At 66.0% G+C, this 24,130-nt stretch carries 31 protein-coding genes and 1 tRNA gene; 15 read left to right on the top strand and 17 right to left on the bottom strand.

Features of this window, described 5'->3' with window-relative positions; genetic code table 11:
• A partial coding sequence (locus KGM94_RS09940) for a methyl-accepting chemotaxis protein (RefSeq protein WP_300257657.1) occupies window positions 1–583 on the bottom strand: 583 nt, incomplete at its 3' end.
• A 201-nt stretch (window positions 584–784) separates the two neighbouring features.
• Window positions 785–873, bottom strand: a tRNA-Leu gene (locus tag KGM94_RS09935).
• A 174-nt stretch (window positions 874–1,047) separates the two neighbouring features.
• Here KGM94_RS09935 and KGM94_RS09930 point away from each other — a divergent pair.
• On the top strand, window positions 1,048–1,473 hold the full coding sequence (locus tag KGM94_RS09930) for a twin-arginine translocation pathway signal (RefSeq protein ID WP_300257655.1): 426 nt from the start codon (window positions 1,048–1,050) through the stop codon (window positions 1,471–1,473).
• A 3-nt stretch (window positions 1,474–1,476) separates the two neighbouring features.
• Here KGM94_RS09930 and KGM94_RS09925 read toward each other — a convergent pair whose 3' ends face one another.
• Together KGM94_RS09925 and KGM94_RS09920 are read right to left on the bottom strand one after the other, a co-directional pair.
• Window positions 1,477–2,679, bottom strand: coding sequence for an FAD-dependent monooxygenase (locus KGM94_RS09925; RefSeq protein ID WP_300257651.1), 1,203 nt, complete (start codon window positions 2,677–2,679; stop codon window positions 1,477–1,479).
• 25 nt (window positions 2,680–2,704) lie between these two features.
• Entirely contained in the window at window positions 2,705–2,950 is a 246-nt protein-coding gene (locus KGM94_RS09920) for a zinc-finger domain-containing protein (protein ID WP_300257648.1), read from the bottom strand.
• A gap of 258 nt (window positions 2,951–3,208) precedes the next feature.
• Between KGM94_RS09920 and KGM94_RS09915 the strand changes: the two genes are divergently transcribed.
• Both KGM94_RS09915 and KGM94_RS09910 read left to right on the top strand, forming a co-directional pair.
• Entirely contained in the window at window positions 3,209–4,360 is a 1,152-nt protein-coding gene (locus KGM94_RS09915; protein WP_300257645.1) for a hypothetical protein, read from the top strand.
• 35 nt (window positions 4,361–4,395) lie between these two features.
• Window positions 4,396–5,151: an alpha/beta hydrolase gene (locus tag KGM94_RS09910; protein WP_300257642.1), complete on the top strand. Its 756-nt coding sequence runs from the start codon at window positions 4,396–4,398 to the stop codon at window positions 5,149–5,151.
• Here KGM94_RS09910 and KGM94_RS09905 read toward each other — a convergent pair.
• Window positions 5,137–6,492 carry a hypothetical protein gene (locus tag KGM94_RS09905; RefSeq protein ID WP_300257639.1) on the bottom strand — a complete coding sequence of 452 codons (1,356 nt, stop codon included), beginning with the start codon at window positions 6,490–6,492 and terminating at the stop codon, window positions 5,137–5,139. The two genes, KGM94_RS09910 and KGM94_RS09905, sit on opposite strands and share 15 nt — an antisense overlap.
• 333 nt (window positions 6,493–6,825) lie before the next feature.
• Between KGM94_RS09905 and cysE the strand changes: the two genes are divergently transcribed.
• Window positions 6,826–7,650 (top strand): serine O-acetyltransferase, encoded by an 825-nt coding sequence (cysE, locus tag KGM94_RS09900; protein ID WP_300257637.1) that lies wholly within the window; start codon window positions 6,826–6,828, stop codon window positions 7,648–7,650.
• A 106-nt stretch (window positions 7,651–7,756) separates the two neighbouring features.
• On the top strand, window positions 7,757–7,975 hold the full coding sequence (locus KGM94_RS09895; protein WP_247458781.1) for a DUF3126 family protein: 219 nt from the start codon (window positions 7,757–7,759) through the stop codon (window positions 7,973–7,975).
• Window positions 7,976–8,046: 71 nt separating this feature from the next.
• On the opposite strand, the gene KGM94_RS09890 is transcribed toward KGM94_RS09895, so the two are convergent.
• Window positions 8,047–8,754, bottom strand: coding sequence for a hypothetical protein (locus KGM94_RS09890; RefSeq protein WP_300257664.1), 708 nt, complete (start codon window positions 8,752–8,754; stop codon window positions 8,047–8,049).
• Window positions 8,755–8,962: 208 nt separating this feature from the next.
• Here KGM94_RS09890 and KGM94_RS09885 point away from each other — a divergent pair, with 208 nt between their 5' ends.
• Both KGM94_RS09885 and KGM94_RS09880 read left to right on the top strand, forming a co-directional pair.
• The gene (locus tag KGM94_RS09885) at window positions 8,963–9,292 is read left to right on the top strand and encodes a hypothetical protein (protein ID WP_300257631.1); all 330 of its coding nucleotides are present in this window, start codon (window positions 8,963–8,965) and stop codon (window positions 9,290–9,292) included.
• A gap of 89 nt (window positions 9,293–9,381) precedes the next feature.
• A complete protein-coding gene (locus KGM94_RS09880) occupies window positions 9,382–9,912 on the top strand; it encodes a gamma carbonic anhydrase family protein (RefSeq protein WP_300257628.1) in 531 nt (176 codons plus the stop codon).
• 24 nt (window positions 9,913–9,936) lie between these two features.
• Here the strand turns inward: KGM94_RS09880 and KGM94_RS09875 are convergent, their stop codons facing one another.
• From KGM94_RS09875 to KGM94_RS09855, 5 genes are all read right to left on the bottom strand, one after another.
• Window positions 9,937–10,104 (bottom strand): hypothetical protein, encoded by a 168-nt coding sequence (locus KGM94_RS09875; RefSeq protein WP_300257625.1) that lies wholly within the window; start codon window positions 10,102–10,104, stop codon window positions 9,937–9,939.
• A complete protein-coding gene (locus KGM94_RS09870; RefSeq protein WP_300257622.1) occupies window positions 10,101–10,328 on the bottom strand; it encodes a hypothetical protein in 228 nt (75 codons plus the stop codon). The genes KGM94_RS09875 and KGM94_RS09870 overlap by 4 nt, the downstream gene beginning before the upstream one ends.
• 251 nt (window positions 10,329–10,579) lie before the next feature.
• Complete coding sequence (locus KGM94_RS09865; RefSeq protein WP_300257619.1) at window positions 10,580–11,080, bottom strand: hypothetical protein; 501 nt, start codon at window positions 11,078–11,080, stop codon at window positions 10,580–10,582.
• Window positions 11,081–11,372: 292 nt separating this feature from the next.
• Window positions 11,373–11,999: a transglutaminase-like cysteine peptidase gene (locus KGM94_RS09860; RefSeq protein ID WP_300257616.1), complete on the bottom strand. Its 627-nt coding sequence runs from the start codon at window positions 11,997–11,999 to the stop codon at window positions 11,373–11,375.
• Window positions 12,000–12,330: 331 nt separating this feature from the next.
• Entirely contained in the window at window positions 12,331–12,942 is a 612-nt protein-coding gene (locus tag KGM94_RS09855) for a PilZ domain-containing protein (protein ID WP_300257613.1), read from the bottom strand.
• Between the two features lie 215 nt (window positions 12,943–13,157).
• Between KGM94_RS09855 and KGM94_RS09850 the strand changes: the two genes are divergently transcribed.
• The 3 genes from KGM94_RS09850 to KGM94_RS09840 all read left to right on the top strand — a co-directional run bounded on the left by KGM94_RS09850 (window position 13,158) and on the right by KGM94_RS09840 (window position 15,882).
• Complete coding sequence (locus KGM94_RS09850) at window positions 13,158–14,309, top strand: zinc-binding dehydrogenase (protein WP_300257610.1); 1,152 nt, start codon at window positions 13,158–13,160, stop codon at window positions 14,307–14,309.
• Window positions 14,310–14,311: 2 nt separating this feature from the next.
• Window positions 14,312–14,791 carry a DUF5680 domain-containing protein gene (locus KGM94_RS09845; RefSeq protein ID WP_300257608.1) on the top strand — a complete coding sequence of 160 codons (480 nt, stop codon included), beginning with the start codon at window positions 14,312–14,314 and terminating at the stop codon, window positions 14,789–14,791.
• A gap of 272 nt (window positions 14,792–15,063) precedes the next feature.
• A complete protein-coding gene (locus tag KGM94_RS09840) occupies window positions 15,064–15,882 on the top strand; it encodes a cyclic nucleotide-binding domain-containing protein (protein WP_300257605.1) in 819 nt (272 codons plus the stop codon).
• Window positions 15,883–15,916: 34 nt separating this feature from the next.
• On the opposite strand, the gene KGM94_RS09835 is transcribed toward KGM94_RS09840, so the two are convergent.
• Window positions 15,917–16,378: a GNAT family N-acetyltransferase gene (locus KGM94_RS09835; protein ID WP_300257661.1), complete on the bottom strand. Its 462-nt coding sequence runs from the start codon at window positions 16,376–16,378 to the stop codon at window positions 15,917–15,919.
• 206 nt (window positions 16,379–16,584) lie between these two features.
• On the opposite strand from KGM94_RS09835, the gene KGM94_RS09830 reads away from it, so the two are divergent.
• Window positions 16,585–16,971, top strand: a complete 387-nt coding sequence (locus KGM94_RS09830) for a hypothetical protein (RefSeq protein ID WP_300257602.1) — start codon at window positions 16,585–16,587, stop codon at window positions 16,969–16,971.
• Between the two features lie 28 nt (window positions 16,972–16,999).
• Here the strand turns inward: KGM94_RS09830 and KGM94_RS09825 are convergent, their stop codons facing one another.
• Window positions 17,000–17,548, bottom strand: a complete 549-nt coding sequence (locus KGM94_RS09825) for a PAS domain-containing protein (RefSeq protein ID WP_300257599.1) — start codon at window positions 17,546–17,548, stop codon at window positions 17,000–17,002.
• 449 nt (window positions 17,549–17,997) lie between these two features.
• Between KGM94_RS09825 and KGM94_RS09820 the strand changes: the two genes are divergently transcribed.
• Window positions 17,998–18,804, top strand: a complete 807-nt coding sequence (locus KGM94_RS09820) for a rhomboid family intramembrane serine protease (RefSeq protein ID WP_300257596.1) — start codon at window positions 17,998–18,000, stop codon at window positions 18,802–18,804.
• A gap of 201 nt (window positions 18,805–19,005) precedes the next feature.
• Entirely contained in the window at window positions 19,006–19,434 is a 429-nt protein-coding gene (locus KGM94_RS09815; RefSeq protein ID WP_300257593.1) for a CBS domain-containing protein, read from the top strand.
• A 2-nt stretch (window positions 19,435–19,436) separates the two neighbouring features.
• Here KGM94_RS09815 and KGM94_RS09810 read toward each other — a convergent pair whose 3' ends face one another.
• Window positions 19,437–20,462, bottom strand: a complete 1,026-nt coding sequence (locus KGM94_RS09810; protein WP_300257590.1) for a patatin-like phospholipase family protein — start codon at window positions 20,460–20,462, stop codon at window positions 19,437–19,439.
• Between the two features lie 230 nt (window positions 20,463–20,692).
• Between KGM94_RS09810 and KGM94_RS09805 the strand changes: the two genes are divergently transcribed.
• Window positions 20,693–21,760, top strand: coding sequence for a hypothetical protein (locus KGM94_RS09805; RefSeq protein WP_300257587.1), 1,068 nt, complete (start codon window positions 20,693–20,695; stop codon window positions 21,758–21,760).
• Window positions 21,761–22,137: 377 nt separating this feature from the next.
• Complete coding sequence (locus tag KGM94_RS09800) at window positions 22,138–22,332, top strand: hypothetical protein (protein WP_300257584.1); 195 nt, start codon at window positions 22,138–22,140, stop codon at window positions 22,330–22,332.
• Between the two features lie 79 nt (window positions 22,333–22,411).
• On the opposite strand, the gene KGM94_RS09795 is transcribed toward KGM94_RS09800, so the two are convergent.
• The 3 genes from KGM94_RS09795 to KGM94_RS09785 form a co-directional block, all read right to left on the bottom strand.
• On the bottom strand, window positions 22,412–22,978 hold the full coding sequence (locus KGM94_RS09795; protein ID WP_300257581.1) for a nitroreductase: 567 nt from the start codon (window positions 22,976–22,978) through the stop codon (window positions 22,412–22,414).
• 261 nt (window positions 22,979–23,239) lie between these two features.
• On the bottom strand, window positions 23,240–23,476 hold the full coding sequence (locus KGM94_RS09790) for a thioredoxin family protein (protein ID WP_300257579.1): 237 nt from the start codon (window positions 23,474–23,476) through the stop codon (window positions 23,240–23,242).
• 15 nt (window positions 23,477–23,491) lie between these two features.
• Window positions 23,492–24,130 (bottom strand): permease (locus KGM94_RS09785; RefSeq protein WP_300257577.1); only part of this gene is annotated, 639 nt, incomplete at its 5' end.

Raw genomic sequence — 24,130 nt, 5'->3', positions numbered from 1 at the left:
ATTCGCCGGCGCGCGCCGCCTCGATGGTGGCGTTGAGCGCAAGCAAGTTGGTCTGGTTGGCGATGGCGTCGATGGTGCCGACGATCTCGCCGATCTCGGCCGAGGCCGCGCTGAGACCGGCGACGGTGGCGGAAGTGGCGGTGACGGAGCGGGCGATCTCGTTCATGGTCGAGAGCGTGTGCCGCACGCCCGTGACGCTTTCGTCGACGAGTCCTCGCATCGTGGCCGCTTCGTCGGCCGCCGAGCTGCAGGTGGTCTTGATCGCGTTGGCGGAGGCGACCAGCTCGACGGAGGCGGAGGCGAGACTCTGGCACCGCGTCGACTGGTCGACGGACGCCGCAATCAGTCTGGCGCCGCTGACCGAAGCCTCGTTGCTGTTGATGCAGATTTCGACGGTGGCGTCGAGGTCGCTGGAGGCGCGCCCCGCGATCGCGCCGCCCAGCCGGTGCAACGCCTCGACGAGCTCGGGCTTGACATGCTCGCGCAGCGCGGCGCTGTCGAAGCTGGCGAGCTCGCGGTTGAGCAGGCCGGCCGTCCAGTCGTTGAAGCACTGGATCATCGCGTCCTGAAAGGCCTCGGACATTCCGCCCAAATTTTTGGCCGTATCGACCTGCGCAACCCCCGCGTTGCGCCTTCCAAGACCCAGCATCGTATTCTCCCGCGCCATTGCGTTACGCCGTGGGATCGCCTGATTCGGATTCATTTTCCGTTAACGCTGCTGCGCTGCGCGCAACAGCAGGGACGGACGACGCGATCGGTGGGAACCTGGACCACCCAAGCGCGATGGTGCGGGCAGCCGGAATCGAACCGGCACAGCGCTTGCGCACCGAGGGATTTTAAGTCCCTTGCGTCTACCAATTCCGCCATGCCCGCTTGATCCAACGGGATCAAACACTTATCGCATCTTCCGGACCTCTTGAATTGGCACGGTGAAGGGTCGGAAGACTGCTTCATCCTTAAGCGAGGGCGCGCCACAAGGCAAAGCCTCAATCCGGACACGTCATCCTGTTTTAGGCATTCTCAATCCAGGGGGATTATCACTCCGGCATGCCCGTTCCGTTTCTCCACCGCCTGCGCCGCGCCTGCGCGCTGATCACGCTGCTTGCTTCGGGCGTTGCGCTCTCCGGCTGCGCCGGCGTGAGCGACACGATCGGACCGGCTTTTGCCGATCCCGCCAGGTATGAGCTCTGGGACTGCAAGCAGCTCGAGCCCGAGCGCCAGAGGCTGATCGCTCGCACGGCCGAATTGCAGAAGCTGATGGACAAGGCCGAGACCGGTGCGGGCGGCGTGGTGGTGGCGGAAATGGCCTATCGCAACGAATATGTGGCGACGCGCGGGCAGGCGCATTTCGCGGAAGAAGCCTGGCGCCGCGGCAGGTGCCGCGAGGGCGGGACCACGGCCGCTGCCGCGGCACCGGCGCCAGCCGTCGCCGCGCCGGCACCGGCGTCGAAGTCCAGCGGCGCCGTGTACTGAGCCTCACGGCCGCCAGTCGTAGATCCAGTCCTGCCGCGCCAGCACGCGCTGCGGCCCGAGCGCGCGGATCGCGAGGTCGCGGGCGATCGCGAGCGGTCCCGTCATGTGATAGATGCGGCCCTGCTGCCGTGCGGCACGCTGCACTCGCCGCACGCGCGCCTGGCGCGCCCGGCCGTATTGCCGCAACGCGCGCGCGATGCCCTCGGCGCCCTCGGTCGTATTGCCGCCGAGGTGCTGCGCGAGCACGGTGGCGTCCTCGATCGCCATGCCGGCGCCTTGCGCGGCGAAGGGCAACATGGCGTGCACGGCGTCGCCGAGCAGCGCGACCTGGCCCTTGCTCCATTCGCAGCCTTCGGGAACGCCGAACAGCGCCCATTTGCGCCAGCCATCGACCGCCGTCAGCATCATCCGCGCCGCGCTCGGCCAGTGCGGGGCAGGGAAGGCGTCCACCACCTCGGACGGATGGCCGGCGGTGCTCCAGCCCGGCCTGTTCCAGGTCCCCGGCACCACCGCGACCACGTTGATCTGGCGCCCGCCCGCGATCGGATAGGCCACGAGATGGGCGCCCGGGCCCATCCAGAGCTGGACGCGGCGGGCGGTAAACTCTTTCGGCAGCTGCGTGGCATCGATGGTGCCGCGCCAGGCGATCAGGCCGGAAAAGCGCGGCTGCACGTCCGGAAACAGGTGCTGGCGCACCGTCGACCAGACTCCGTCGGCGCCAATCAGCGCATTCGCGAGCTCGTTCTGGCGCGAATTGCCACTGCGGTGGACGATCGTCAGCCCTCGCGCATGGGCTGCTGCGTCCTCGAACGTCGCGCCGAGCCGCAGTTCGATGTCGGGATGATCCCCGACCGCCGCGGCGAGCGCGGCCTGCAGGTCGGCGCGATGCACCACCCAGTAAGGCGCGCCGGCGGCTTGCGTGGCCGCCTCGCCGAGAGGCAGCCGCATCAGTTCGCCGCCGGCCCGCGCGCTCATGATGCTGATCGCCTCGGGCGTCACCGCGCGGAGCCTGAGGCGGTCGAGAAGTCCGAGGCCGACCAGCACGCGGCTCGCATTGGGCGACAATTGCAGACCGGCGCCGACCTCCTCCAGCCGCTCGGCCTTCTCCAGCACGACGATGCGAAAGCCTTTTGCGGCGAGCGCGAGCGCCGCCGTCAGTCCGCCGATACCGGCACCGGCAATGAAGATCGTTCGGGAGACGGCCACGCCTGGCAGATTATACCAGTCCGGGTCAGGCGGCCTTGTCCTTCACCACGCATTCGGGCGGGCGGGCCTCGCCGGCGCCGAGATCGGTCGCGAAGCGGTACAGCGTCGAGCAATAGGGGCAGATGATCTCGTTGTCGTTGCCGAGATCGAGGAACACGTGCGGATGGTCGAACGGAGGATTGGCGCCCACGCACATGAACTCCTGCGAGCCGATCTCGATCACCGGGACACCGGCATCGTTGTGGAAGTGCGGGACGACATGGTCGGACATCGTAATTCATCCTGGCGTGGCAATGGTGGCAGACGCAATCGAATGATGCGGCAACCGTCGAACGCCGCGGACCATACTGATGGCTGCAGGTGATTGCTAGTCCGGCGGAACCGAACGGCTCGCAACTGCCCCATGCTCATTTGCTCAGGCAAATTCGACACAATCTTGTCGTCCCAGAGAAGCCCTTCTTTCGTCGGGGCCGTTGTGTCGCAATTTTGGCATACTATTTTGTGGATGAAATCCCCAGGTCTCCTGAGCATGAAATGGCTGCGAATCAGCACTGGTGTGGCCGGCCTTGCGGCCTGCGCGCTTGTCTTTGTGCAGATGGCGCCGCATGCGCGCGAGGCCGCTGCGATTCTTGCGGCCCAAGACGATCCGGCCGAACTGTCGGAGCTCAAGCTCAGTTCTGTGCTGGGGAATGGCGAGCGACTGGTTCAGGACAAGATCGGCGAGCAGATCGAGGTGGCGCTGCGCGCGCAGGATGCCGATCTCGCCAACAGCTTCGTCGAACTCGCGCGCGACCGCAACATCGCGCTCCCCGACGACGTCATGAGCCGGGTCGGCGACGCGGTGAAGGACGAAAATTCGACCTCGCATTTCGCGAGGCGCTTTGCCACCGGCCTCGTCACCGGCGATGCCGACGATGTCGCGAGCCTGTCCGGCACGGTGGCCGGCGATCTCTTCGTGTTCGGCGACATCAGGGACGTCGTGCGCGAAGGCAAGCATCTGGCGATGGGTGAGGATACCGATCATCTGGTGCTCGGCCTTGCGGCGGCTGGCCTCGCGGTGACCGCGGCGACGTACGTGTCGGTCGGCGGTGCGACGCCGGTGCGCGCCGGGCTTTCGCTGGTGAAGGACGCCCGCAAGGTCGGCCGGCTCGGCGAGGGGCTCGCGGCCTGGGCCGGCCGTTCGGCGCGCGAGGCAGTCGACGTCCCCGTGCTGCAGAAGGCGGTCGCCTCGGGTTCGGTGCTGCGGCCGGGCGAGACCGCAAGCGCGATCAAGGCGGCGTTCCGCGCCGAGAGGGCGGGCGCATTGGTGCGGTTCGCCAAGGACGTCGGCCGGATCACCGAGAAGGCCGGCACACGCGGTGCGCTCGACAGCCTGCGCATTGCCGAAGGCCCGAAGGACGTCACGCGCGCGGCGCGCCTCGCGGAAGCCAAGGGCGGCAAGACCCGCGCGATCATGAAGCTGCTCGGACGCGGCGCGCTGCTGCTCGCCGGCAGCGCGTTCGATCTCGCGTCATGGCTGTTCGGCGCGGCGTTCGCGCTGTTCGGCGTCCTGTCCTCGATCAAGGCCACCACCGAGCGCCTGACCCAGGCGTGGTGCGACCGCAGGCGGGCGCGCCGCCTGCGCCAGGCGCAGATCGCGGCGTCCGAGGCGGCTCTGGCGGGCGCGGCCGTCGCGGCCTAAGATCGATCATCCCCCTCACGACGCGGAAACTGACGATGCCGAGTTTTCACAACGGCGCAGTGCAAATTGCCTATCTCGACGTAGGCGAGGGTGATCCGATCATCCTGGTGCACGGCTTTGCCTCGAGCAAGAACGTGAACTGGGTCTATCCGACCTGGGTCTCGGACTTGCGCAAGGCCGGCCGCCGCGTGATCGCACTGGACAATCGCGGCCACGGCGAATCGTCGAAGCTCTACGATCCCGCGCAATATTCCATTCCCGCGATGGCCGGCGACGTGCTGGCGCTGATGGACCATCTCGGCATCCCGCAAGCCGACGTCATGGGCTACTCGATGGGCGGGCGGATGACGGCATGGCTCGCCGTCAACGAGCCGCAGCGGCTGCGCTCGGCCATTCTCGGCGGCATCGGCATCGGCGGCCTGATCGAGGGCACCGGCCCCGGCGAGGCCGTCGCGAAAGCGCTGGAGGCGCCCTCGCTCGACGACGTCACGGATCCGGTGGGACGCACGTTTCGCGCGTTCGCCGACCAGACGCGGTCGGATCGCAGGGCGCTCGCGGCGTGCCTGCGCGGCACGCGCGACTTGATGCGAAGGGAGGAAGCCGCGCGCATCGACGTGCCGGTCCTGATCGCGGTCGGCACGGCGGACGACGTCGCCGGCTCGGCCAGGGCGCTCGGCGACGTCATCCCGGGCTCGGAAGTGCTCGACATCCCGAACCGCGACCACATGCGCGCGGTCGGCGACAAGGTCTACAAGAGCGGCGTGATCGATTTCCTGTCACGCCGCGGCTGAGGGCTTGTCGATCGGATCGTCCGCGCCGAGATGGCGCGCGAGCGCGATCAGCACGACGAAGGTCGCAAGCCAGACCATGCGCGCGCCGTAGCGATCGTGCGGTCCGGAGATCACGCCGCAGATGAAAGCGTTGCCGAGCAGTGCGAGCGTGACGGTCGTTGCGAGCAGCGACAGATCGTCGAGCCGGCGCCTCGCGGCCCAATGTCCGAGCAGCACGACCAGCGCCAGCATCGAGGCGAGCGCGACGGGAACATGCAGCCAGTTGACGTATTCGAAATGGACCTGCCAGCGCTGCTGGCGCGCCGCGCGCATCGGCGCGACCTGGGCGGGGATGTAGCGCTCGATGATGCCGTAGGTGTGGGGAATCCAGCCGCTGGTGCCTTCGCCGGTCGCAACGTGGAGCAATTGCTCGCCCATGGCCCGCAGCGCCGCCCCTGCCTGCCAGGCCGGATAGTCGGCGAGCGAGTGCACGACGATATGCCCCATCTCGTCATTCAGGCCTTCGAAGCGGCCGAGCGAGTTGAACACGCTCTGGCCCCACAAGAACTCATCGGCGGTTGCGGGCAGCTCGTTGCGATAGGGGCAGAGCTTGAATTTTTCGCGCGGGCAATGGTCGTTGAGATAGCGCGCGACGATGCCGTCCTGCATCATGCGGCCGAAGGCGACCCCGTAGCCGCCCGGCGTCCACGCCCATTTTCCCGACAGCGCGTCATTGGCCGAGAGCAGCATCAGGCTGCCGGCGAGGATCGTCAGGCTGCCCCGCGCGAGCCCGGCGAGCGGGACGCGGGCGCCGAGCAGGGGCCGTGCCAGCCAGCCGACCAGGCAGAGGCCGAACAGCACGCCGAGCGTGGCGCTGTGGGTCGCCGCGGCGAAGGCGGTGAAGACGAACAGCGAAAACTTCTCGATCGCCGAGATCCTGTCGCCGCAGATCGTCAGGATGAACAGCGACAGCACCGAGAGGCCGGCGAAGATGTCGGTCAGCAGCATGCTGGCAAGCCATGGCAGCGCGGTCGCCAGGATGAGGAGCAGACTGATCGCGACGAGCCGGACCGGCTGCAACAGTCCCAGCACGCGCAGCGTAAGTTGCAACAGCCACAACGTCGTCAGCGACTGGACGGCAAGATTGAGCCAGAAGGCCGAGGATTCGCCGAAATGCAGATAGAGCCCGAAGACCGTGGAGCGGCTCGGGACCAGATAGCCCTCGTACCAGCGCGCCAGATAGCCGCCGGTATCCCACTGAAGCAGCGGGTAGCCGTTCCAGAACGCCGGAGCGATCAGGAGAAGGGGTAGCGCGACGCCGACCAGCCGCAGCCACACGGAGCCCGCGGCACGGGCGCGCAAGATGTCGGTCGTGATGGTCTGGTCCTCCCCGCCGTTGGTCGACCATGCCCGGAATAGCCGGTGAAGCGGAATTCACCAATAGTTTGACGTGGCGCGGCTTGAATTCGGCCAATCGCCGACCACCTTGAGCCAACCGTCTCGAGCGTGGGGCGGCAAAGGAAAGCCTGTCGTTTCAAGGTCTTGTCTGGCTTTCGAGGGCGGTTCGGCATTCACCTTCGGGCAAAGCCCTCAGGACTCCGGCCGGCGCGGCGTGCTATAGATCGAACCGAGTGGGCGAATTCGAAGAGCCGCCCAGTCGCAAAATTCAAGAGCAAGTCCTTCAAGAGCAAGTCCATGGCAGTGCATCAGGTCAATCCCGGAGCAAAGCTCGCCGCGCTCGATCCGATCTGGGATCGCATTCGCGGTGAGGCCGAAGACATCGTCCGGCGCGAGCCGGAGCTTGCGGCCTTCGTCTACTCGAACGTGCTGCATCACAGCCGGCTGGAGCAGTCGGTGGTGCACCGGCTCGCCGATCGGCTCGACCATTCCGCGCTGTCGGGCGATCTGATCCGCCAGACCTTCGACGAGGCGCTGCGCGACGATCCCGATCTCGGCAACGCCTTCCGCGCCGATCTCGTCGCGGTCTACGACCGCGATCCCGCGACCTCGCGCTTCATCGATCCCTTGCTCTACTTCAAGGGCTTTCACGCCATCCAGACCCATCGCCTCGCGCATTGGCTCCACGTGAAAGGCCGCAAGGATTTTGCCTACTATCTGCAGAGCCGCGCCTCGGCGGTGTTCCAGACCGACATCAATCCCGCCGCCAGGATCGGCCGCGGAATCTTCCTCGACCACGCGACCGGTTTCGTCGTCGGCGAGACCGCCGTCATCGAGGACGACGTCTCGATCCTGCATGGCGTCACGCTCGGCGGCACCGGCAAGGAGAACGAGGATCGCCATCCGAAGATCCGCCGCGGCGTCATGATCGGCGCCGGCGCAAAGATCCTCGGCAACATCGAGATCGGGCATTGCGCGCGCATCGCGGCTGGCTCGGTCGTGGTCAAGCCGGTCCCGCACAACGTCACGGTGGCGGGCGTGCCCGCCCGGATCGTCGGCGAGGCCGGCTGCGCCGAGCCTTCGCGCACCATGGACCAGATGATCAACGCGATGGGGCTCTGATCTCTCAGGGCCCCGATCGTCCCCACATTTCTCGGCAAATCGTGCTGGCCCTCCGTGCCGTCTCGTCCTAAAACCCCGCCAGCCAGATTTCGGATTGGAGACCGCCGTGGACGTCAAGGAAGTGAGGAAGCTCGACGCGTATCTGAAGCGCGTGTTCGGCAATCCCAGGATTCGCGTCGTGCCGCGGCCGAAGAAGGACGATTCCGCCGAGGTCTATATCGGCGAGGAGTTCATCGGCGTGCTGTTCGTCGATGACGAGGACGACGATCGCTCGTTCCAGTTCCAGATGGCGATCCTCGAGGACGATCTCGTCGACCAGGAATAGACTTCCCACATCGTCATTGCGTGAGAGCATTCGCGAGGAGCGCAAGCTCCTCGTTCGCGATGACGAGCGCGTCAGCTCTTCGGCCCGCGCAGTTGCGCCGTCAGCCTGTCGAGGGCCTCGGCGACGTCCCGCCAATTCGAAAGCCAGCTTCGCGGAAAGCGGAAGGTGAGGTCGGCGCCGTCGATGCGGCGCTCGGCGAGGCACATGCCCGGCGTTGCCGCGTCGCGCGTGCAGCGCGCGCTGAGGGCAGGGCTTGCGGCCGAGAACAGGTCCTCGCTGCCATAGGGCGTGTCGGCCCTGGACTTGCGCATCGTCAGCCCGTCCTCCGGCGCCGTCGCGGTCGGGTCGAGGTAGCGCGGATAGATGGTGGCAACGCGCGCCTCCGGCGCCAGCGCATCGTGATGGGCGGATATCGAAACGAACAGGCGGTCGATCGGCTGCAGCGCTTCGTCGACGGTGTCGGCGGTGACGTGCCTCGGCGCGCCCGGCGCTTCGAGCGAGGGATAGAGGAAGTCGAGGTCGATGCGCTCCTGCGGCCCGGAATGGCGCTGGATCTTCATCCGGATCGCCGCGGCCGGCACGTTGAACAGCGTGCTGCCGACGCTGACCGGCAGCCTGGCCGGACCGCTGGCGCTGCCAGCGCCCCAGGTCGGCCACAACAGGTAGGCGACCAGCGCGACCGCGCCTGCCGCGAACGCGGCGGCAAGCGCAATCGGAAAGAGATGGGCCGAGGCGCGCGCGTTGCGGCTGCGAGGGGAGGTTGCCGAGAACACCGTCATGAATTCGAGCATCGCGGAAGGGTCGGCCGCTGGCCGACGAATCAGGCCCGAATATGCCATGGGGCGCGGGGAATTCGCGGAGAATTCCGGTCCCGCGGACCGGTGGGTGGGTCGCGGTGTTAACCCTCTCTTAAGGATAATGTGGCGCGCATTCGCGCTTTTTGTCACAGGAAGGTTCCAGCGTTTGCGTAGTTGCGGAACTGTCCCGATGTCGCCTGAGGCGTTGAATTCCCTGTTCTCGATCTGCATCGGATTTGCGCTGGCGGGCGCGCTGGTCAGCGGCTATCAGGCGCTTGCGCAGAGGCCGGCGGGTTTTGGACTGCTGCAAGAGGGCGTGGCGCCCAAGACGTTCGCCGCCGTTCCGTTCCTGGTGTTCGCGGCGCCCTTCATCATCATGCGCAACACGCTGCTCGGCGCACGGCTGGAGCGCCGCCGCTTCGAATTCGTGATGATGGCGACCATCATCGCGGGGTTCTGGAGCATGATGAGCGGCACCTTCTTCCTGATGACGCTGCGCGCTGCCGGCGTACTGACCTGACCGCGCGCTCGCACCCGCCGCCCGCGGGAAAGCCCCTTTGCCTGAAGATCACGGCCCCGCTATGAAGGTCCCCACGACAGGAGACCTCCATGGCGATCTACGAGATTGAAGGGCAGGCGCCCGACCTTCCCGCCGACGGCAACTATTTCATCGCGGAGACCGCGAGCGTGATCGGCCGCGTGCGCCTGAAGCCCGGCGCCAGCGTCTGGTTCGGTGCGGTGCTGCGCGGCGACAACGAATGGATCGAGGTCGGCGAGGGCGCCAACGTGCAGGATGGTTCGACCTGCCACACCGATCCCGGCTTTCCGCTCGTCATCGGCAAGAACTGCACCGTCGGTCACAACGTCATCCTGCACGGCTGCATCGTGGAGGACGGCGCGCTCGTCGGCATGGGCGCGATCGTGATGAACGGCGCGAAGGTCGGCCGCAACAGCATCGTCGGCGCCGGTGCAGTCATCACCGAGGGCAAGGAGTTTCCCGAGCGCTCGCTGATCATCGGCTCGCCGGCCCGCGTGATCCGGACGCTCGATGAGGCGCAGGTCGAGAAGATGGGCGGCGCGGCAAGATCCTATCAGGCGAAGTCGCCGCGCTACAGGACGGGGCTGAAGCGGATCGGCTGACGCCGTTTGCCCGTCGTTTGCCCGTCAGATGTCCTCGCTCTCGCTCGCCTCGACCCTGCTTGCGACCTTCTCATGGCCCGCGGACCACAGCGCATGCTCTTCCGTGCCGTCCCGATACGGATTGGCTTCGGCAGGAATGTTGTCGCGCGCCGCGCGCTCGCCTTGCGCAAATGGATCCCGATCTGTTGTCACGACTTTGCCTTTCTGGGCCTTGCGTGCGCCGTCGTTCGGCTCGAGGACCGATCGAGCGCGGCACTCTTGCGGAGTGCATCCCTGAGATCGATCGGAATGCCGTGCTTCTTCAGGAGATCGGCAAAGGCCTCGTCCGCAAGTTCCTGAAACGTCGCCATCCGGTTGCGGCCCAATTGCTTCAGCTTGTCGTAAGTGTCCTCGTCGAAGGCGATCAGCTTGCGCATGACGGTGCCTGGTATCCCTGTTTCAAATCGCCTGTCGTGGGATTGTTCCAGAACGGGTCCGGCGGACCGGTGGCCGCGCTGATGGGGCCAATAAAGAACAAGGCCGTTGACGCAGTATACCGTCAACGACCTTGCCAGCCCCGGATATTGAAATCGGCTCACGCCATCCGGTGAACTGGAGCATCGCCCGGAATCATACGGGCGAATGTGATCCAGTTCACAAGCTGCAAAAATTTCAGTGGGATGCGGGGTTAGCCCCGCGGCTTGCCGCGCTTGCGCGTGCTGGCATGGGTCCGGCGGCGGACCGGCTTGCGCCTGACCGAGGGGGTCTCGGTCTCGGTCGCCTGCGTGCTGGCGAAGGACTGGCGCAGCCCGTCGATGGACTCGGTGAGGGTTGCGACCTGCTCCGACAGCCGCTTGGTGTCGGCCTGCTGGGCCGCGAGCAGGCGCCTGACCGTCTGAAGCTGGTCCTGGACGACCTGCAGTTGGTCGACCGATTCCTGCTGGGTGGCTTCCAATCCCCTTGTCTTCTCGACGAGCTGCTCGGAGACCTGCGCGGTGCGAGCCTGGAGCTGCCGGGACGCCACCACCCGGTCGGCTTCCGGCGCCTGGCCGGTATACGCACGCCATCCGGCGATGGCCACCGCGCCGCCGAGCAGGATCAATAGGGCTGCGGCCGCCAGCGCGATCGGCTGGCCGCCGAGACGGGCAAGCGGATGGGTCTGCGGGTCCTGAGATGCGTAGTCGATCATTTCTGACAAAGCCCAAATGAACCGAAACTGGCGAATGCCGGCAGCCCGAGGGCGGCCGGGACGTCCCGAAAAAGTTACACTTCGGCAAGGAATCCGACAAAAACGAGGCTGAATGCGCAAAAAGGCGTCCCGGCCGGGCAGTGTTCCGTGCCCTGGCTCGTCTTTCCCGGGCTCAAAATGGTTGCGGCCAGCCATTGGGGGATGGCTGGCCGCGCGCGAACCGGTCTGGGACGGGGAGGGGTGGGGATGTGACCGGGTCGCGTAACTCCTCAAGAACTCCGTTGGTCTCGAACTACTGGTCCTTCGCACTGGCAGTGGACACCGCCGGCCGGTTGTCGCCGAGCGAGACCCAGACATTCGGATCGCTCTGCGACTGGCGCTTGACGAAGCGGTAGCCGGTCTCGGTCCAGGCCACGACATTCTCGTTCTGATTGTCGAGAATGAACTCGCCCTTGTCGGTCTTGACGGTCAGCACCGCGTGTCCTTCACCCTTCTTGTCGCGTACGACGGTGATGAGCAGGGCCTCGCGCGGCCACCCGGCGTCGATCAGCATCTTGCGCTTCATCAGCACATAGTCTTCGCAGTCGCCGTAGCCGTCGGTCGGCAACGACCACTTCTCGATCACGCCCCAGTGCTCCTGGTCGGTGATCGGCTTGACGGTCTCGTTGACCCAGCGATTGACCTTGAGCAGGTCGCGCCATGCGGCCTGCGACATCACGATGTCGCGCGGCTGCGACGGCCCGCCCTGGCATTGGGCAGCATTCTCGGCACAGAACTCGACCCAGCCGATCGGCGCGCGCGTGGCATCGCCGAGGCTCGCATAGAGCAGCCGGCTTTCGCCGGCGTGCGCTGCCGCGCCGATCCCCATCAGGATGGCGACCAGCGCCAGCCCGCGTCCCTGTCCCCTGAAGTCGAACATCGTGGCCCCCGTTTCTTGTTGGGACCACGTTTCGCACAAACCATTTGCATCGCCGCTAAATGAACCAAGTCAAGTGAAGACAAACACAAGTAAATATAAGAGCTAATTCGATCTATACTCGAATAAAATTCGAATAAAATTTAAGAATACTGGATTTGAATAAAATTGTAGGCATTAACGCGCCGACGCCGCGAATGTCTGCGTTTCGCCCCGCCAGCGGCGCGCGCGTTAACCGGAAAGAGAACGGCGGGCGCCGACGAAAAACGCGGCCTCCGCCGGACGGGGCCGCGTCGTGGGCTGGAAAGAATGGAATCCGGGTCCGGTCCGCGCTTTACCGCGCGGTAACGCTCTCTTCGAGAGTCTCGGCGGGCTGCTCGTGGATGAACTCGAGCGCGAAGCCGTCCTCGAGGTTTCGCACCACCCGGCCCTGGACGCGGCCGAGCAAGACCTGCGACTTCAGCGGCGGGCGGTTCTCCGCGGCAATGGCGGCGCCCGACAGCGAGAGGTCGATGATGCGGCAGGTCATCTTGGTGCCGTCTTCGAGCGTGAGCACCGCGATCGGGTTGCGCGGCACGATGCGGTCGTGGCGGCGATCCTCCGGCAGGTTGAGGATGTCGCGGTTGGCGAGCCAGGTGAGCTGGGCGGCGAGCTTGTCGCGCTTGCGCGGCGTCGCCCCGACCGTCATGGCGAAGCCGTTGTCGATCATCCGGGTGATCTTGCCCTCGACGCGGCCGATATGGTCGAGATAGGCGACCACGCGGTCGCCGACATTGCCGATGCCCGGTGCCAGCATGGCGAGCCCGCCCGGCGACATGTTGATGACCTGGCAGGGGAATTCCCGGCGGTCCGGCAGCATGTAGCGGCCGAGCAGGTGCACCTTCACCCGCTGGAAGCGCCTGCGCTCCTCGGTAGCCGGAAGAAATTTTCTGTTCGCCAACGCCATCTTCACTACCCGACCCCCGCCCGGGCGGAGCCCGAACGACCCTAAGGCGCATAGGGTTAACGCGCCGTTATCATCGCGCGCGCGAGGTAACGATGGGTCATGCGGGTTGTGCCCGGCGCGCAGCAACCCGCTTGGCAGGTCCGGGCAGCCTCACATAGGATTCGAGATCGCGCGCAAAAGACATCGAACGAGACAACGGCGCGAAAGGAAACACCATGGAGCCAATCCGCGTATGCACCCATGCGGGACCGGGCACTGATCCCGTCATCCGCACCGTGCCCCGGCCGAAGGTCGGCAAGAAGGGCGCGCTGATCAAGATCGGTGCCTGCGGCGTCTGCGGCACCGACCTGCATATCCTGAAGGGCCACTGGCCAAAACCGCTGCCCTGGCCGTTCACGCTCGGCCACGAGCTCGGCGGTGTCATCGTCGAATGCGGCGAGGAGTTTTCCGAGGACTTCATGAGCAAGAAGCTCGAGGTCGGATCGAAGGTGATGATCCCGCCGCTGATGCCCTGCGGCCGCTGCTACTACTGCACCCACTATCCCGCGACCGCCAACAAATGCCTCACGCCGGTCTATTACGGCCGCTATCTCGGTTTCGACAAGCCGCCGCATCTGTGGGGCGGCTGGGCCGAATATGTCTATGTCGACCTCGACATGCTGCCCGGCACCAAGATCTACAAACTGCCCGACGACATGTCGCTGCGGCTGGGCGCGTTGTCCGAGCCGCTCACCTCCTGCATTCGCGCCTTCAACCGCGCCATGCGCGCCGGCGGATTCTCCTGGGGCGACACCGTGGTGATCCAGGGCTCCGGTCCGATCGGCATCCTCGCGGTGGCGGCGGCGCAGGAGATGGGGGCGGGGCGAGTGATCTGCGTCGGCGCGCCCGAAGAACCGCGGCTCGCCCTGGCGCGCGAATTCGGCGCGGAGGCGACCGTCAACATCGACGAACTCAGGACGCCCGAGGCACGGATCAAGGCGGTGCGCGACATCGTCGGCGGTTTCGGCGCCGACCTCGTGATGGATTGTTCGGGGCACCCGAGCGCCGGCCCCGAAGGCATCGAGATGCTGCGCGACGGCGGCACCTATGTCGAGATGGGTCAGTTCACCGACGCGGGCTCCATTGAGACGTCATGGCACCGCATCTGCACCAAGGACCTCAACGTGCTCGGCTCCTGGGGCTTTACCGGCAACGATCTGCCGCTCGGCGTCGATATGCTCTACCGCACGCGGAACAAATATCCATGGCTGAAGATGCAGACGATCTACCCGTTCACGGAAGCGGGTGTCGCGCAGGCGGTCAGGGACGCCATGGCGATGAAGACGGTGAAGTCGACCATCGTGCCGTGGCCTGAGCTGGTGGGGTGAGGATGAAAAACGCTCTGCGCGATCTCGCGGCCTTCCTGGTCGAGGCCAGGCGGCGGACCTATGCCGGCCTTGATGACGATGCGACCGTCGCTACTCCGCTGCTCGCGGGCTCAAAGCAGCTCGAGCATCGCGCGTCGGGCTACGCTTACCGGGACATCTATTTCGGAATGGGTTTCTTCGTCGGCCAGGAGACCGTATCGAGGGATGGCCGGGTCATCTGGTCGATGTGCTACAGCGGCGGCACGCGGCCGGAGATCACGGATCGGAGCACGCTGCTTGCGATCTACAAATTCCTGCGTCAAGCGCTGCTCGCGGCCGACGTCGACAGGCCGTATCGCGGTCCTGCCGCGTTTGCCGCGGGCGAGTTCGCATACGCCAACGAAGTCGAGGGGGCGCTCGATTGCTTTCACGGTGTCGAGGTGATCTCGCGGCGCGGCGTGACATTGTACGAGCTGCGCTACGGCGGCGGCTTGCTGCGATAGGCCGTCATTGGACGCAAGTCGGCGCGTCCGGCAGGCCGAAGAGCGTCGCCGGGGATGCAGTTCCATCCAATACACGGCCGCGTGAACGAATCCTCCGGCGACGACCGCGGGCTAGCGACGGGAGGTTCGCTCCCCGCAACGTTTTCCGGCGTCCATGGACGGGACGGCAGCGCGGGCAAGATTGATTGATTGCATCCGCCCCGCTACTAATCGTGGCCGAAGCCGTCATTGTGTGATTGCAATCGTCAAGATCCCAGATATCCGGTGATACGATGTATTCGAGCAATGCTGACCTCTCCACCATCTTCAATCGCATCCTGGATACGGCCGCCAACAATCTCCGGATCGCAAATATCCTGGTGCAGATGGGGCTCGATCCCAACAACGTCACCTACGACGCGCTGTTCAACCGGCTGCTGGAAATCGTGCTGGCCAACATCACGCTGGCCAACATGTTCGCCCTGATCGGCGCCGTATTCTTCGTGGCGACGCTGCTGATGCAGACCATGGTGCCGCTGCGCGTCGCCAACATGGCGGGTTGCTCCTTCTTTGCCGCCTTCGGCGCGCTCTCGGGCAACATCACCACCTTTCTCCTGTATCTCCTGATGCTGCCGATCAACGCGGTCCGCCTTCGTCAGATGCTGAAGCTGGTGGAGAAGGCGCGCCACGCGACGCAGGGCGACATGTCGATGGAATGGCTCAAGCCGTTCATGAAGGAGCGCAGGTATCGCCGGGGCGATACTTTGTTCAAGAAAGGCGACGCGGCCACCGAAATGTTCCTGACCGTCACGGGAAAATTCCTGGTCAAGGAAATCAACGTCGAGCTGCCGCCGGGGCGTCTCATGGGGGAATTCGGCTTCCTGACGCCGAACAATCGTCGCACCGGCACCGTCGAGTGCATCGAGAACGGTCAGGTGCTCTCGATCACGTATGAAAGACTGCTCGAAATCTATTTTCAGAATCCGCAATTCGGCTACTACTTCCTCATGTTGACGAGCCAGCGCCTCCTGGAGAACATTTCGCGGCTGGAAGGGGTCGTCGCCCAGCAGAGGACGGCGCTGCAGGCCGCGGGCGTGGGCAACGTGGCCTGAGGCGCGGCTTCGACGTCAGCGATTGCGCGGCGGCTCAAGCGCCCGCACTGAGATCGCGGACCATGTATTTCGCCGTCTTGCCATAGCTTCGGAGCTTCGCGCGCAGTGCCGCATCGGGATCGACGGTGCGGAATCCCAGGCGTTCCCACAAGAGGTCGGTCTCGTACACCGACACCAGTGCGAGCGCGCCAATCCGCGCCGATCCGGCCAGCGCCGCGATCGTCTCGATGTAGGATGCTGCGCTTGCCCCGCCGCGATGCGCGGGCAGCACGGCCACATCGTGCACGTGAAGGCAGTCTGCCCGTTGCGGTAGTTCGTGCAGGAATTCGTCGAGGGGCGGGATCCGGTGCAGCTTCCAGGGATGCGCGATGCCGTAGCCCGCGACCGCCCCGTTCACGGTTAGCATGCGGCAGCCGTCCGGAAACAATCGCAGCTTCTCGGCATACACCTCGAGCCGCTCAGGGAGATCGGTATGGAGCCGCCCGGCGATCTCCATGATCGCTGTCAAGTCGGCGGGCGTTGCCTGTCGCCACTGCAATGTCGCGCTCGTTCCTGTTGTGCGGATCGTGTTGTGTTCCGCTTCGGCAGTTTATTCCCGCGTGCGGCAGCGCCCAGCGAAAAATATCTTGGTGCGCTCCGTCGGAATAGGTCGCGCCCGGCGGCGTCCTATCCCTGCAAGCCAATTGCATAATAGGAGAGACCATGACGATTTCCATTCGCTTCGCGTTCGCCGCCGCGGCCTCGCTCGCATTGATCTCGTCGGCTTACGCCGCACCCCCGACCAAGACCGCGACGACCGCAAAGGGGTCGGTGCTCACCGACGGAAAGGGCATGACGCTCTACACCTTCGACAAGGACGCCGGCGGCAAGTCGGCCTGCAACGGTCCATGCGCGACCAACTGGCCGGTGCTGAAGGCGGAGGCGAGCGACAAGGCGGGCGACAACTACAGCATCATCACGCGCGACGACGGCTCGAAGCAATGGGCCTACAAGGGCAAGCCGCTCTACACCTTCGCCAAGGACCAGAAGCCCGGCGACGTCACCGGCGACGGTTTTCTGAACGGCGCCTGGCATCTGGCGATGCCGTGATCGGTTGACGGCGTGGGGCGCGCGAGGTCTACCTCAGCCCCTCGTACACCATCAGCCCGCGCGCGACCTGCAGCTTGCGGATGGCGCGCGGCAGCAGCTTTTCCGGCTGATGCAGGTAGCGCCATGAGGTGAGGGCGAAATCTCCGAGCGCGCCGCATTCGGTATCGAACGGCGCCAGCACGCCGGTGACGCTGAGCGGGGTGTGCGGGCGGGCGGCGAAGGGCAGCAGCAGCAGTTCGAGATGCGCCTTGGTGCCGTCCTCGCGTGCGGCCGTGAGGCCGGCGATCGCGCCCAGCGTCTCGTCGGCGACGATCGCGATGATCTCCTCGATCTCGGCGCGGCTCTGTGGCGCGAACAGCGACGTGAAGCTGATGTCCTTCAGATCGCGGCCGGCGATGGCGCAGACGCGCGTGCCGGCGACGCGGAAGGGGAGGCCCGGTTCGGTCGCGACGACGAAGATGTCGCCGAGCAGCCCGCGCACGGCGGCCGGATCGATCGTCGAACGGTCGGGCGCCCGCGCGCTGCCGCGCTTGTCGTCCCAATAGGCAAAGAATTCACGGCTAGACGGATGTTTCATGACTGACGCTCGCCCCTCGGCGCACCTTTCGGGACAGACCTGTCCCGCTTCAGTGCACCTGAGGTCCCTTGGTTGTTGTGCAGGAGGGGTGTTGCAGCGTCTATGCCGGGGGCGCGTTTTCGGCCCTGTGAGCGGCGCCTTTGCGTCGTTAACGTTAAATTAACGACGCGCTTTGCGTCACGCCCACTGCTGTTAAGGTGGCTGCGGTCGCAAGCCTCGCTGTGTTTTCCAGGTTCTCGGCGGGGCCTGTACACAAGGCGTCAAACAGTTTGGTCGCCGCGCGGGGAGGGGTGGGGATGTTCCTTATCCCCTGATGCGCGGGCAAGGCCGACACGGACAGGGAGGGCTTTCCCAGAGCCCTCCCTTTTTCATGTGTGCACTTGCACAGGGTGGGCAAAGGCGCCTATCTGCTCTCATCTTACCGTCCGCGCCCGAAAGCCGAAGACCCCTTGGATTCTCCGCGATACCCTCCGCCGGGACTGCCGGCCAACCCGTACGAGGTTCCGCGCGAGCCGGTGCTGATGTTGCCGCCGGCGCTGACGGCCTACATCGTCCTGCTGGCGGCGATCCATCTGCGGGTGCTGCTGCCGCCCGAACTCGAGAATTGGACCATCGACGTCTTCGGTTTCATTCCGAAACGCTACGACTCCTCGCTGCTGAACCTGCAGATTCCCGGCGGCGCCGGCGCAAAGGTCTGGAGCTTCGTCACCTATTCGCTGCTCCACGCCAATCTCACCCATCTTGGTTTCAACGTGCTGTGGCTGTTGCCGTTCGGCAGCGCGCTGGCGCGACGCTTTGGCGCAGTCCGCTTCTATGTGTTTCTGGCGGTGACGGCGGCGGCCGGCGCGCTCGCCCATCTGTTGACCCATGAGCATGCGGTGGCGCCGATGATCGGCGCTTCCGCCTCGGTGTCCGGCACGATGGCGGCCGCGATCCGGTTTGCCTTCGTGCATGGCAGCTTCCTGTCGTTCAAGAGAACCGATGCCGAGACCGCGGCCAGAGTTCCCGCGCTGCCGCTGTCGCGGGCGCTGCGCGACGGAAGGGTGCTCGGCTTCCTCGCGGTGTGGTTCGGCGTCAACATCGTGTTCGGCATCGGCTCGATCGCGATCGGAACCGAGGGCGCGACGGTGGCCTGGCAGGCGCATATCGGCGGCTTCGTCGCGGGGCTGTTGCTGTTCTCGCTGTTCGATCCCGTGCCGCATGCGCGATCCGATGCTGCAGGTGCGTCATCACAGGACATTTCAGATCGTATCTGAAGCTTGGCTTGCGACGCCGGGCGATTTCATCCATCATCGAAAGCGGAGAATGTCGCGAAGGGACAGGCCGGTAACGGCGTGCCTTCGCAAGGCGCCTGAACGAGAAGCCCGACACCAGGCGGGCGCCGAAACTGTTGGTTGAAGATTCGCGAACAAGTCCGGCCCGCCTCGTGCGACCGGGTCGGATTCACGGAGGCGACAATGACGGTACGTTCTATCCTCAACACCAAGGGCCACAACGTCCTCAGCGTCGAGCCCGGCGCCAAGCTCGCGGCCGCGGTCAAGCTGCTCGGCGAGAAGAGGATCGGCGCCGTGCTGGTGATGAATCAGAGCCGGATCGAAGGCATCCTGTCGGAGCGCGACATCGTGCGCGTGCTCGGCGAGCGGGGCGCCGCCGTGCTCGACGAGCCGGTCAACAACGTCATGACCCGCAAGGTCGTGAGTTGCAAGGAGACCGACACGGTCGCCGAGATCATGGAGATGATGACCACCGGCAAGTTCCGCCATCTGCCGGTCCTCGACAACGGCCGGGTGGTCGGCCTGATCTCGATCGGCGACGTCGTCAAATGGCGCGTCCGCGAATACGAGACCGAGCAGGAAGCCCTGCGCGACTACATCAAGACCGCCTGACGCTACGCGTCGGCGGCTGGTGCGGTCCCCTCGGGCGCCAGCACCTGGATCGCCTCCTGGATGGAATCCAGCGCGCGCTCGGCGGCGCGGGTGCCGAATGCGATCAGGTCGTCGGCGCGGTGGAAGTCGAACCAGCCGATCTGGCCGACCCGCGGCGTGATCAGCATGTCCGGCGGGTCGCCGGCGAGCCGTGCGCGGGTGATGCGGTCCTGCATGATGTTGAAGGCGTCGACCATCACCGCGGAGATGCCGGGACGTCCGGGGCTGCCGAAGAATTCGCGCTTCATGGTGCGCTCGGGCGAGAAGAATCGCGGGAAGCGCCGCTTGGCCGCCGCATCCTCGGCGACCGGCTCGACCGGAGCCGCCGGCATCGCGCCGTGGTTATAGATCGTCGTCGAGTGGGTGAAGACGTCGCTGGAAAGATTTGCGGCGATGACGATTTCCGCACCCAGCGCGCGCGCCGCCGAGACTGGCACGGGGTTGACCAGCGCGCCGTCGACCAGCCAGCGGTCGCCGATCAGGACGGGCGAGAAGATGCCGGGCAGGGCATACGATGCGCGCATGGCGTCGACTACGGGGCCGCGCGTCAGCCAGATCTCGTGGCCGGTGCGAACTTCGGTGGCGACGGTGGCGAATTTGACCGGGAGGTCCTCGATCAGGGTCGGGCCGATCGTCTCGGTGAGCCGCGCGGCGAGCTTCTCGCCGCCGATCAGGCCGGAGCCGTTGAGGCGGACGTCGAGATAGCCGAGGATGTTGCGCACGCCCTGCAGGCTGCGCGCCCAGTCCTCCAGCGTGTCGAGATGGCCCGCCGCGTAGGCGCCGCCCACCACGGCGCCGATCGAGGTGCCGACCACGACGCTCGGCACGATGCCGTTCGCGAGCAGGGTCCTGAGAATGCCGATATGGGCAAAGCCCCGCGCCGCGCCGCCGCCGAGCGCAAGCCCGATGACCGGCCGGCGAATGCTGCCGAGACCGACTTTCTCGCCGTTGGAGCCGTTTTGGCCCCACCCCTTCAACATATCCAGCACCGAAGATCTCCCAAGACACCTGCAAGGACAGCAACGCGCATTGCCAGACTAGTACCGTGATCGCGCCTCGCCAGTACGACGGCGAAGCATGGTTTATGCCGCAGGGCAGGAGTATGGCGCCGGCCGATTGCCGCAAGACTAACCGCGCCGGCGCGGTCCGGGTTCCACAGCCGGCATTCCCGGGGAGCGGACGGCTTGAATTTGCCGCGTTTTCGGTGAAAAGCAGGCGCATGACTCTCGGGGGTGACGGCATCATGGGATGGCGGCGCGGCGGATCGCTGCTGCCGGCGGTAATCCTTGCCGCGGCGCTCTGCCTGCTCGGCACCGCCGGCGCCCGGGCGCAGCTCTTCTCCGACAGGCCGCCACCGGTGCCGCCGGCGGCAGTCCCCGATCCCGGCAGCGCCGTGAGCCTGGCGCCGCCGTCGGGACCGGGCGCGACGCCGAACCTGCCGCCGACGCTGACGCAGCCCTCGTCGCCCGCGGTCCCGCCTTCGATCGCGAACGTGCCGTCGGCCGCCCCGCTCGGAGCGGCCGCGCCCGCGCAGGCCGTGCTGTCGCTCACCGCCAAATACGGCAAGGACCTGCCGGCGATCACCAGCGGACTGGTGTGGCGGGTGTTTTCCGACCGCCCCGACGAGACCGGCACGTTCAAGCTGATCCGCGAGGACCGCAACGCCACGCCGAACATCGTACTGCCGCCGGGCAACTACGTCGTCCACGTCGCCTTCGGCCTCGTCAGCGCGGTGCGCACGGTCGCGCTGAAGGCCGAGACCGACCGGGAATCCTTCGTGCTGCCGGCCGGCGGCCTGCGCATCGAGGGCCGCGTCGGCACCACCCGCATTCCGCAGAACCAGATTTCGTTCGCGATCTACAAGGGCAGCCAGTTCGAGGCCGGCGAGCGGTCCTCGCTGCTGCCGAGCGTCGCGGCCGGTGACGTCGTGCTGCTGCCGGAGGGGACCTACTACATCATCTCCAATTACGGGGACGCCAACTCGGTGGTGCGCTCGGACATCCGCGTGCAGGCCGGCAAGCTCACCGACGTCACCATCACCCATCGCGCCGCCGTGATCACGCTCAAGCTCGTCAGCGAGAAGGGCGGCGAGGCGCTCGCCAACACGGCCTGGTCGGTGCTGACGCCCGGCGGCGACGTGATCAAGGAATCGATCGGCGCCTTCCCGCGCGTGGTGCTCTCCGAGGGCGAGTATCGCGCCATCGCCAAGAACGAGGGCAAGGTGTTCGAGCGCGGCTTCAACGTCGTCAACGGCGTCGACGGCGAGGTCGAGGTGGTCGCGCGTTAGGCCCGATGACGTCGGGCCCGGCGGGGGCTTGCGCGGCCGCAAACCAAAAACCTCGGTTCAACCCCATGCACAGTCGCCGGTGACTGCCGGCATGGCGCGGGGCGGACCTTGCGAACCGTTTGACGTGCCGGGCAAATCCGACCTCTCCGCGCAGGCGGACACCGGACGGGTGCGCAAGGCGAATTTGACGGGATTCCAGCCGGCATCCGGCCCCGACGTGCGTGCCTTGGCGCGCCGGTTTTCAACCAAAACCGCAGTCGGCTGCCGGGTCTCGACGATCTATTTCGTTCTATTTCCGCCCTGCTGCGCTATATGTCGGGCACCCGATCTCGCGCGGTGCGGGATCGGCGATCAGCGCGGGGTTGCGGCCAGTCGGCATGTTCGAGGTGATCCTGACCAGACGCAAACGGCTCGGCTGGCGGTGGCAAGTCTGCGACCAGTCCGGAAAAGTATTTGCCGACGGCTTCGAGCGATCGCGGCCGGAGGCCAAGTACCACGGCGAGCGCGCGCTGTTCTTCCTGCTGTCGCAGGCGCATCTCGGCAACACGTCGGCGGCCTCGAGCGGGGATTAGCCGATCCGCCGAGGACGTGCGCGCGCCCCGCGGCGAGGCAGCGGGAAGAAACCACCCGCGTCAACGGGCGGGAAACGGGTCAGAACCGTGTCACCACGTCCGACAGCGCGGGACGCGGCCGATCATCGCCGGGTCTGGCGCCGGGCGTGCCGACATAGATGAGACCGGCGAACTTCTCGTCGGCCTTGAGCCCGAACCCGTCGAGCACGTCGCGGTCGAAGGCGAACCAGCCGGTCAGCCAGCAGGCGCCATAGCCGAGGGCGGTCGCGGCGGTGACCATGTTCATGGCGCTGGCGCCCGCCGAAAGCTCCTGCTCCCATGCCGGCACCTTCGGATGCGGCCTCGTGAGGCTGACCACGCCGATCACCAGCGGTGCGTCCGCGAGGCGGCGCCGCTCGACATCGATCTCGGCCGGCGAGGCCTGCGGGTTCTTGCGCGCAAAGACCTCGGCGATCACGTCGCCCGCGCGCTGCCGCGCCTCGCCCTCGAACACGATGAAGCGCCAGGGCGCGAGCTTGCCGTGATCCGGCACCCGTGCCCCGATGGTCAGAATGGTCTCGAGTTCGGCCGCCGACGGGCCGGGCTCCGTCATCTCGCGCGGCTTGACCGAGCGGCGGGTCTTCAGGAGTTCGATGGCGTCGGGCACGGAGGATTCCTCATGGGGGGCAACGGGGTGACGGTGAGATAGGCCCGCCCGGGCACGAGGGGAAGGGGAATTTAGAGGCATTGTGAGGAGCGGCCCGCGGCAATGGAGACGCTCAGCGACCGCAAATTCCTCGATGCCCTCGAGCGCAAGACGCGGCATTCTCAGGCCCGCCAAGCGCGGTCCGAAAGCCGCGTCGGGCTCAAGGAAAATTAAGTGCAGTCCAGCACTGTCACCGTAATCCGGTAATTTGTAATCTAAGTTCTAGGCTGCGAGCCACCGCTCGACGTCTTGCGGTTTGGGAAGGCCGCCCGCGTGTACCACCTTGCCGTCGACGACGATACCGGGCGTCGATGCGATGCCGTAGCCGGCAATAGCCGCGTAGTCGGTCACCTTCTCGATTGTCACCGGAATACCAAGCCTATTCGCCTCGGCCTGCACCATCTCGGCGGTCGCGATGCAGCGCTTGCAGCCAGGTCCCAGCACCTTGACTTCTTTCATAGATTTCTCCGATCGTTAGCTGAAGAGCGCATTGAACATGAATCCCACCACAAGAATTCCCGCCGCGACGACGCAGACGAAGACAGCAATCAGCTTGAGGCTGAGAACCTTGCGCAGGATGATCATCTCGGGAAGCGACAACGCGATCACCGACATCATGAAAGCCAGTACGGTTCCGAGCGCGGCACCCTTCGCGAGAAGGGCTTGAACGACCGGGATGATGCCGGCGGCATTCGAGTACATGGGAATGCCGATCAGGACGGCGGCGGGGACTGACCACCAAGCCCCCCGACCCACGATCGAGGCGAGAAGGTCCGAGGGAACGTATCCGTGGATGAAAGCTCCGGCCGCAATGCCCGCGATGATCCACGGCCAGACTTTGCCGACGATCTCGCGCACGGCTTCGATGCCGGCCTTGATCCGGTCAAGGGCCGTCAGGCTTTCCTGCGGCAGTTCGGCGGAGCTCGCACGGATATTACGGACCCATTCCTCCAGCCAGCTTTCGAGATGCAGCCGGCCGATCACCCAACCCGCCGCGATCGCAACAAACAGCCCAAACGCCAGATATGTGAGCGCAACTCTCCACCCCACCAAGCCGAACAGGAGCCCGAGGGCCACTTCGTTCACCATCGGAGCCGAGATCAAGAATGAGAA

Source organism: Bradyrhizobium sp. (assembly GCF_028868675.1).
In the GTDB taxonomy this organism is placed as follows: domain Bacteria; phylum Pseudomonadota; class Alphaproteobacteria; order Rhizobiales; family Xanthobacteraceae; genus Bradyrhizobium.
This window is presented reverse-complemented; position numbering and strand designations above follow the sequence as displayed.

Bases quoted from the DNA above. Each gene is read 5' to 3' on its own strand.
- KGM94_RS09840 (WP_300257605.1), top strand. From the start codon at position 15,064: ATGTATTCGAGCAATGCTGACCTCTCCACCATCTTCAATCGCATCCTG.
- KGM94_RS09860 (WP_300257616.1), bottom strand. From the start codon at position 11,999: ATGTTCGACTTCAGGGGACAGGGACGCGGGCTGGCGCTGGTCGCCATC.
- KGM94_RS09800 (WP_300257584.1), top strand. From the start codon at position 22,138: ATGTTCGAGGTGATCCTGACCAGACGCAAACGGCTCGGCTGGCGGTGG.
- KGM94_RS09865 (WP_300257619.1), bottom strand. From the start codon at position 11,080: ATGATCGACTACGCATCTCAGGACCCGCAGACCCATCCGCTTGCCCGT.
- cysE (WP_300257637.1), top strand. From the start codon at position 6,826: ATGGCAGTGCATCAGGTCAATCCCGGAGCAAAGCTCGCCGCGCTCGAT.
- KGM94_RS09845 (WP_300257608.1), top strand. From the start codon at position 14,312: ATGAAAAACGCTCTGCGCGATCTCGCGGCCTTCCTGGTCGAGGCCAGG.
- KGM94_RS09815 (WP_300257593.1), top strand. From the start codon at position 19,006: ATGACGGTACGTTCTATCCTCAACACCAAGGGCCACAACGTCCTCAGC.
- KGM94_RS09910 (WP_300257642.1), top strand. From the start codon at position 4,396: ATGCCGAGTTTTCACAACGGCGCAGTGCAAATTGCCTATCTCGACGTA.
- KGM94_RS09855 (WP_300257613.1), bottom strand. From the start codon at position 12,942: ATGGCGTTGGCGAACAGAAAATTTCTTCCGGCTACCGAGGAGCGCAGG.
- KGM94_RS09830 (WP_300257602.1), top strand. From the start codon at position 16,585: ATGACGATTTCCATTCGCTTCGCGTTCGCCGCCGCGGCCTCGCTCGCA.
- KGM94_RS09850 (WP_300257610.1), top strand. From the start codon at position 13,158: ATGGAGCCAATCCGCGTATGCACCCATGCGGGACCGGGCACTGATCCC.
- KGM94_RS09825 (WP_300257599.1), bottom strand. From the start codon at position 17,548: ATGAAACATCCGTCTAGCCGTGAATTCTTTGCCTATTGGGACGACAAG.
- KGM94_RS09930 (WP_300257655.1), top strand. From the start codon at position 1,048: ATGCCCGTTCCGTTTCTCCACCGCCTGCGCCGCGCCTGCGCGCTGATC.
- KGM94_RS09805 (WP_300257587.1), top strand. From the start codon at position 20,693: ATGACTCTCGGGGGTGACGGCATCATGGGATGGCGGCGCGGCGGATCG.
- KGM94_RS09890 (WP_300257664.1), bottom strand. From the start codon at position 8,754: ATGACGGTGTTCTCGGCAACCTCCCCTCGCAGCCGCAACGCGCGCGCC.
- KGM94_RS09870 (WP_300257622.1), bottom strand. From the start codon at position 10,328: ATGCGCAAGCTGATCGCCTTCGACGAGGACACTTACGACAAGCTGAAG.
- KGM94_RS09880 (WP_300257628.1), top strand. From the start codon at position 9,382: ATGGCGATCTACGAGATTGAAGGGCAGGCGCCCGACCTTCCCGCCGAC.
- KGM94_RS09790 (WP_300257579.1), bottom strand. From the start codon at position 23,476: ATGAAAGAAGTCAAGGTGCTGGGACCTGGCTGCAAGCGCTGCATCGCG.
- KGM94_RS09915 (WP_300257645.1), top strand. From the start codon at position 3,209: ATGAAATGGCTGCGAATCAGCACTGGTGTGGCCGGCCTTGCGGCCTGC.
- KGM94_RS09920 (WP_300257648.1), bottom strand. From the start codon at position 2,950: ATGTCCGACCATGTCGTCCCGCACTTCCACAACGATGCCGGTGTCCCG.
- KGM94_RS09885 (WP_300257631.1), top strand. From the start codon at position 8,963: ATGTCGCCTGAGGCGTTGAATTCCCTGTTCTCGATCTGCATCGGATTT.
- KGM94_RS09835 (WP_300257661.1), bottom strand. From the start codon at position 16,378: ATGGAGATCGCCGGGCGGCTCCATACCGATCTCCCTGAGCGGCTCGAG.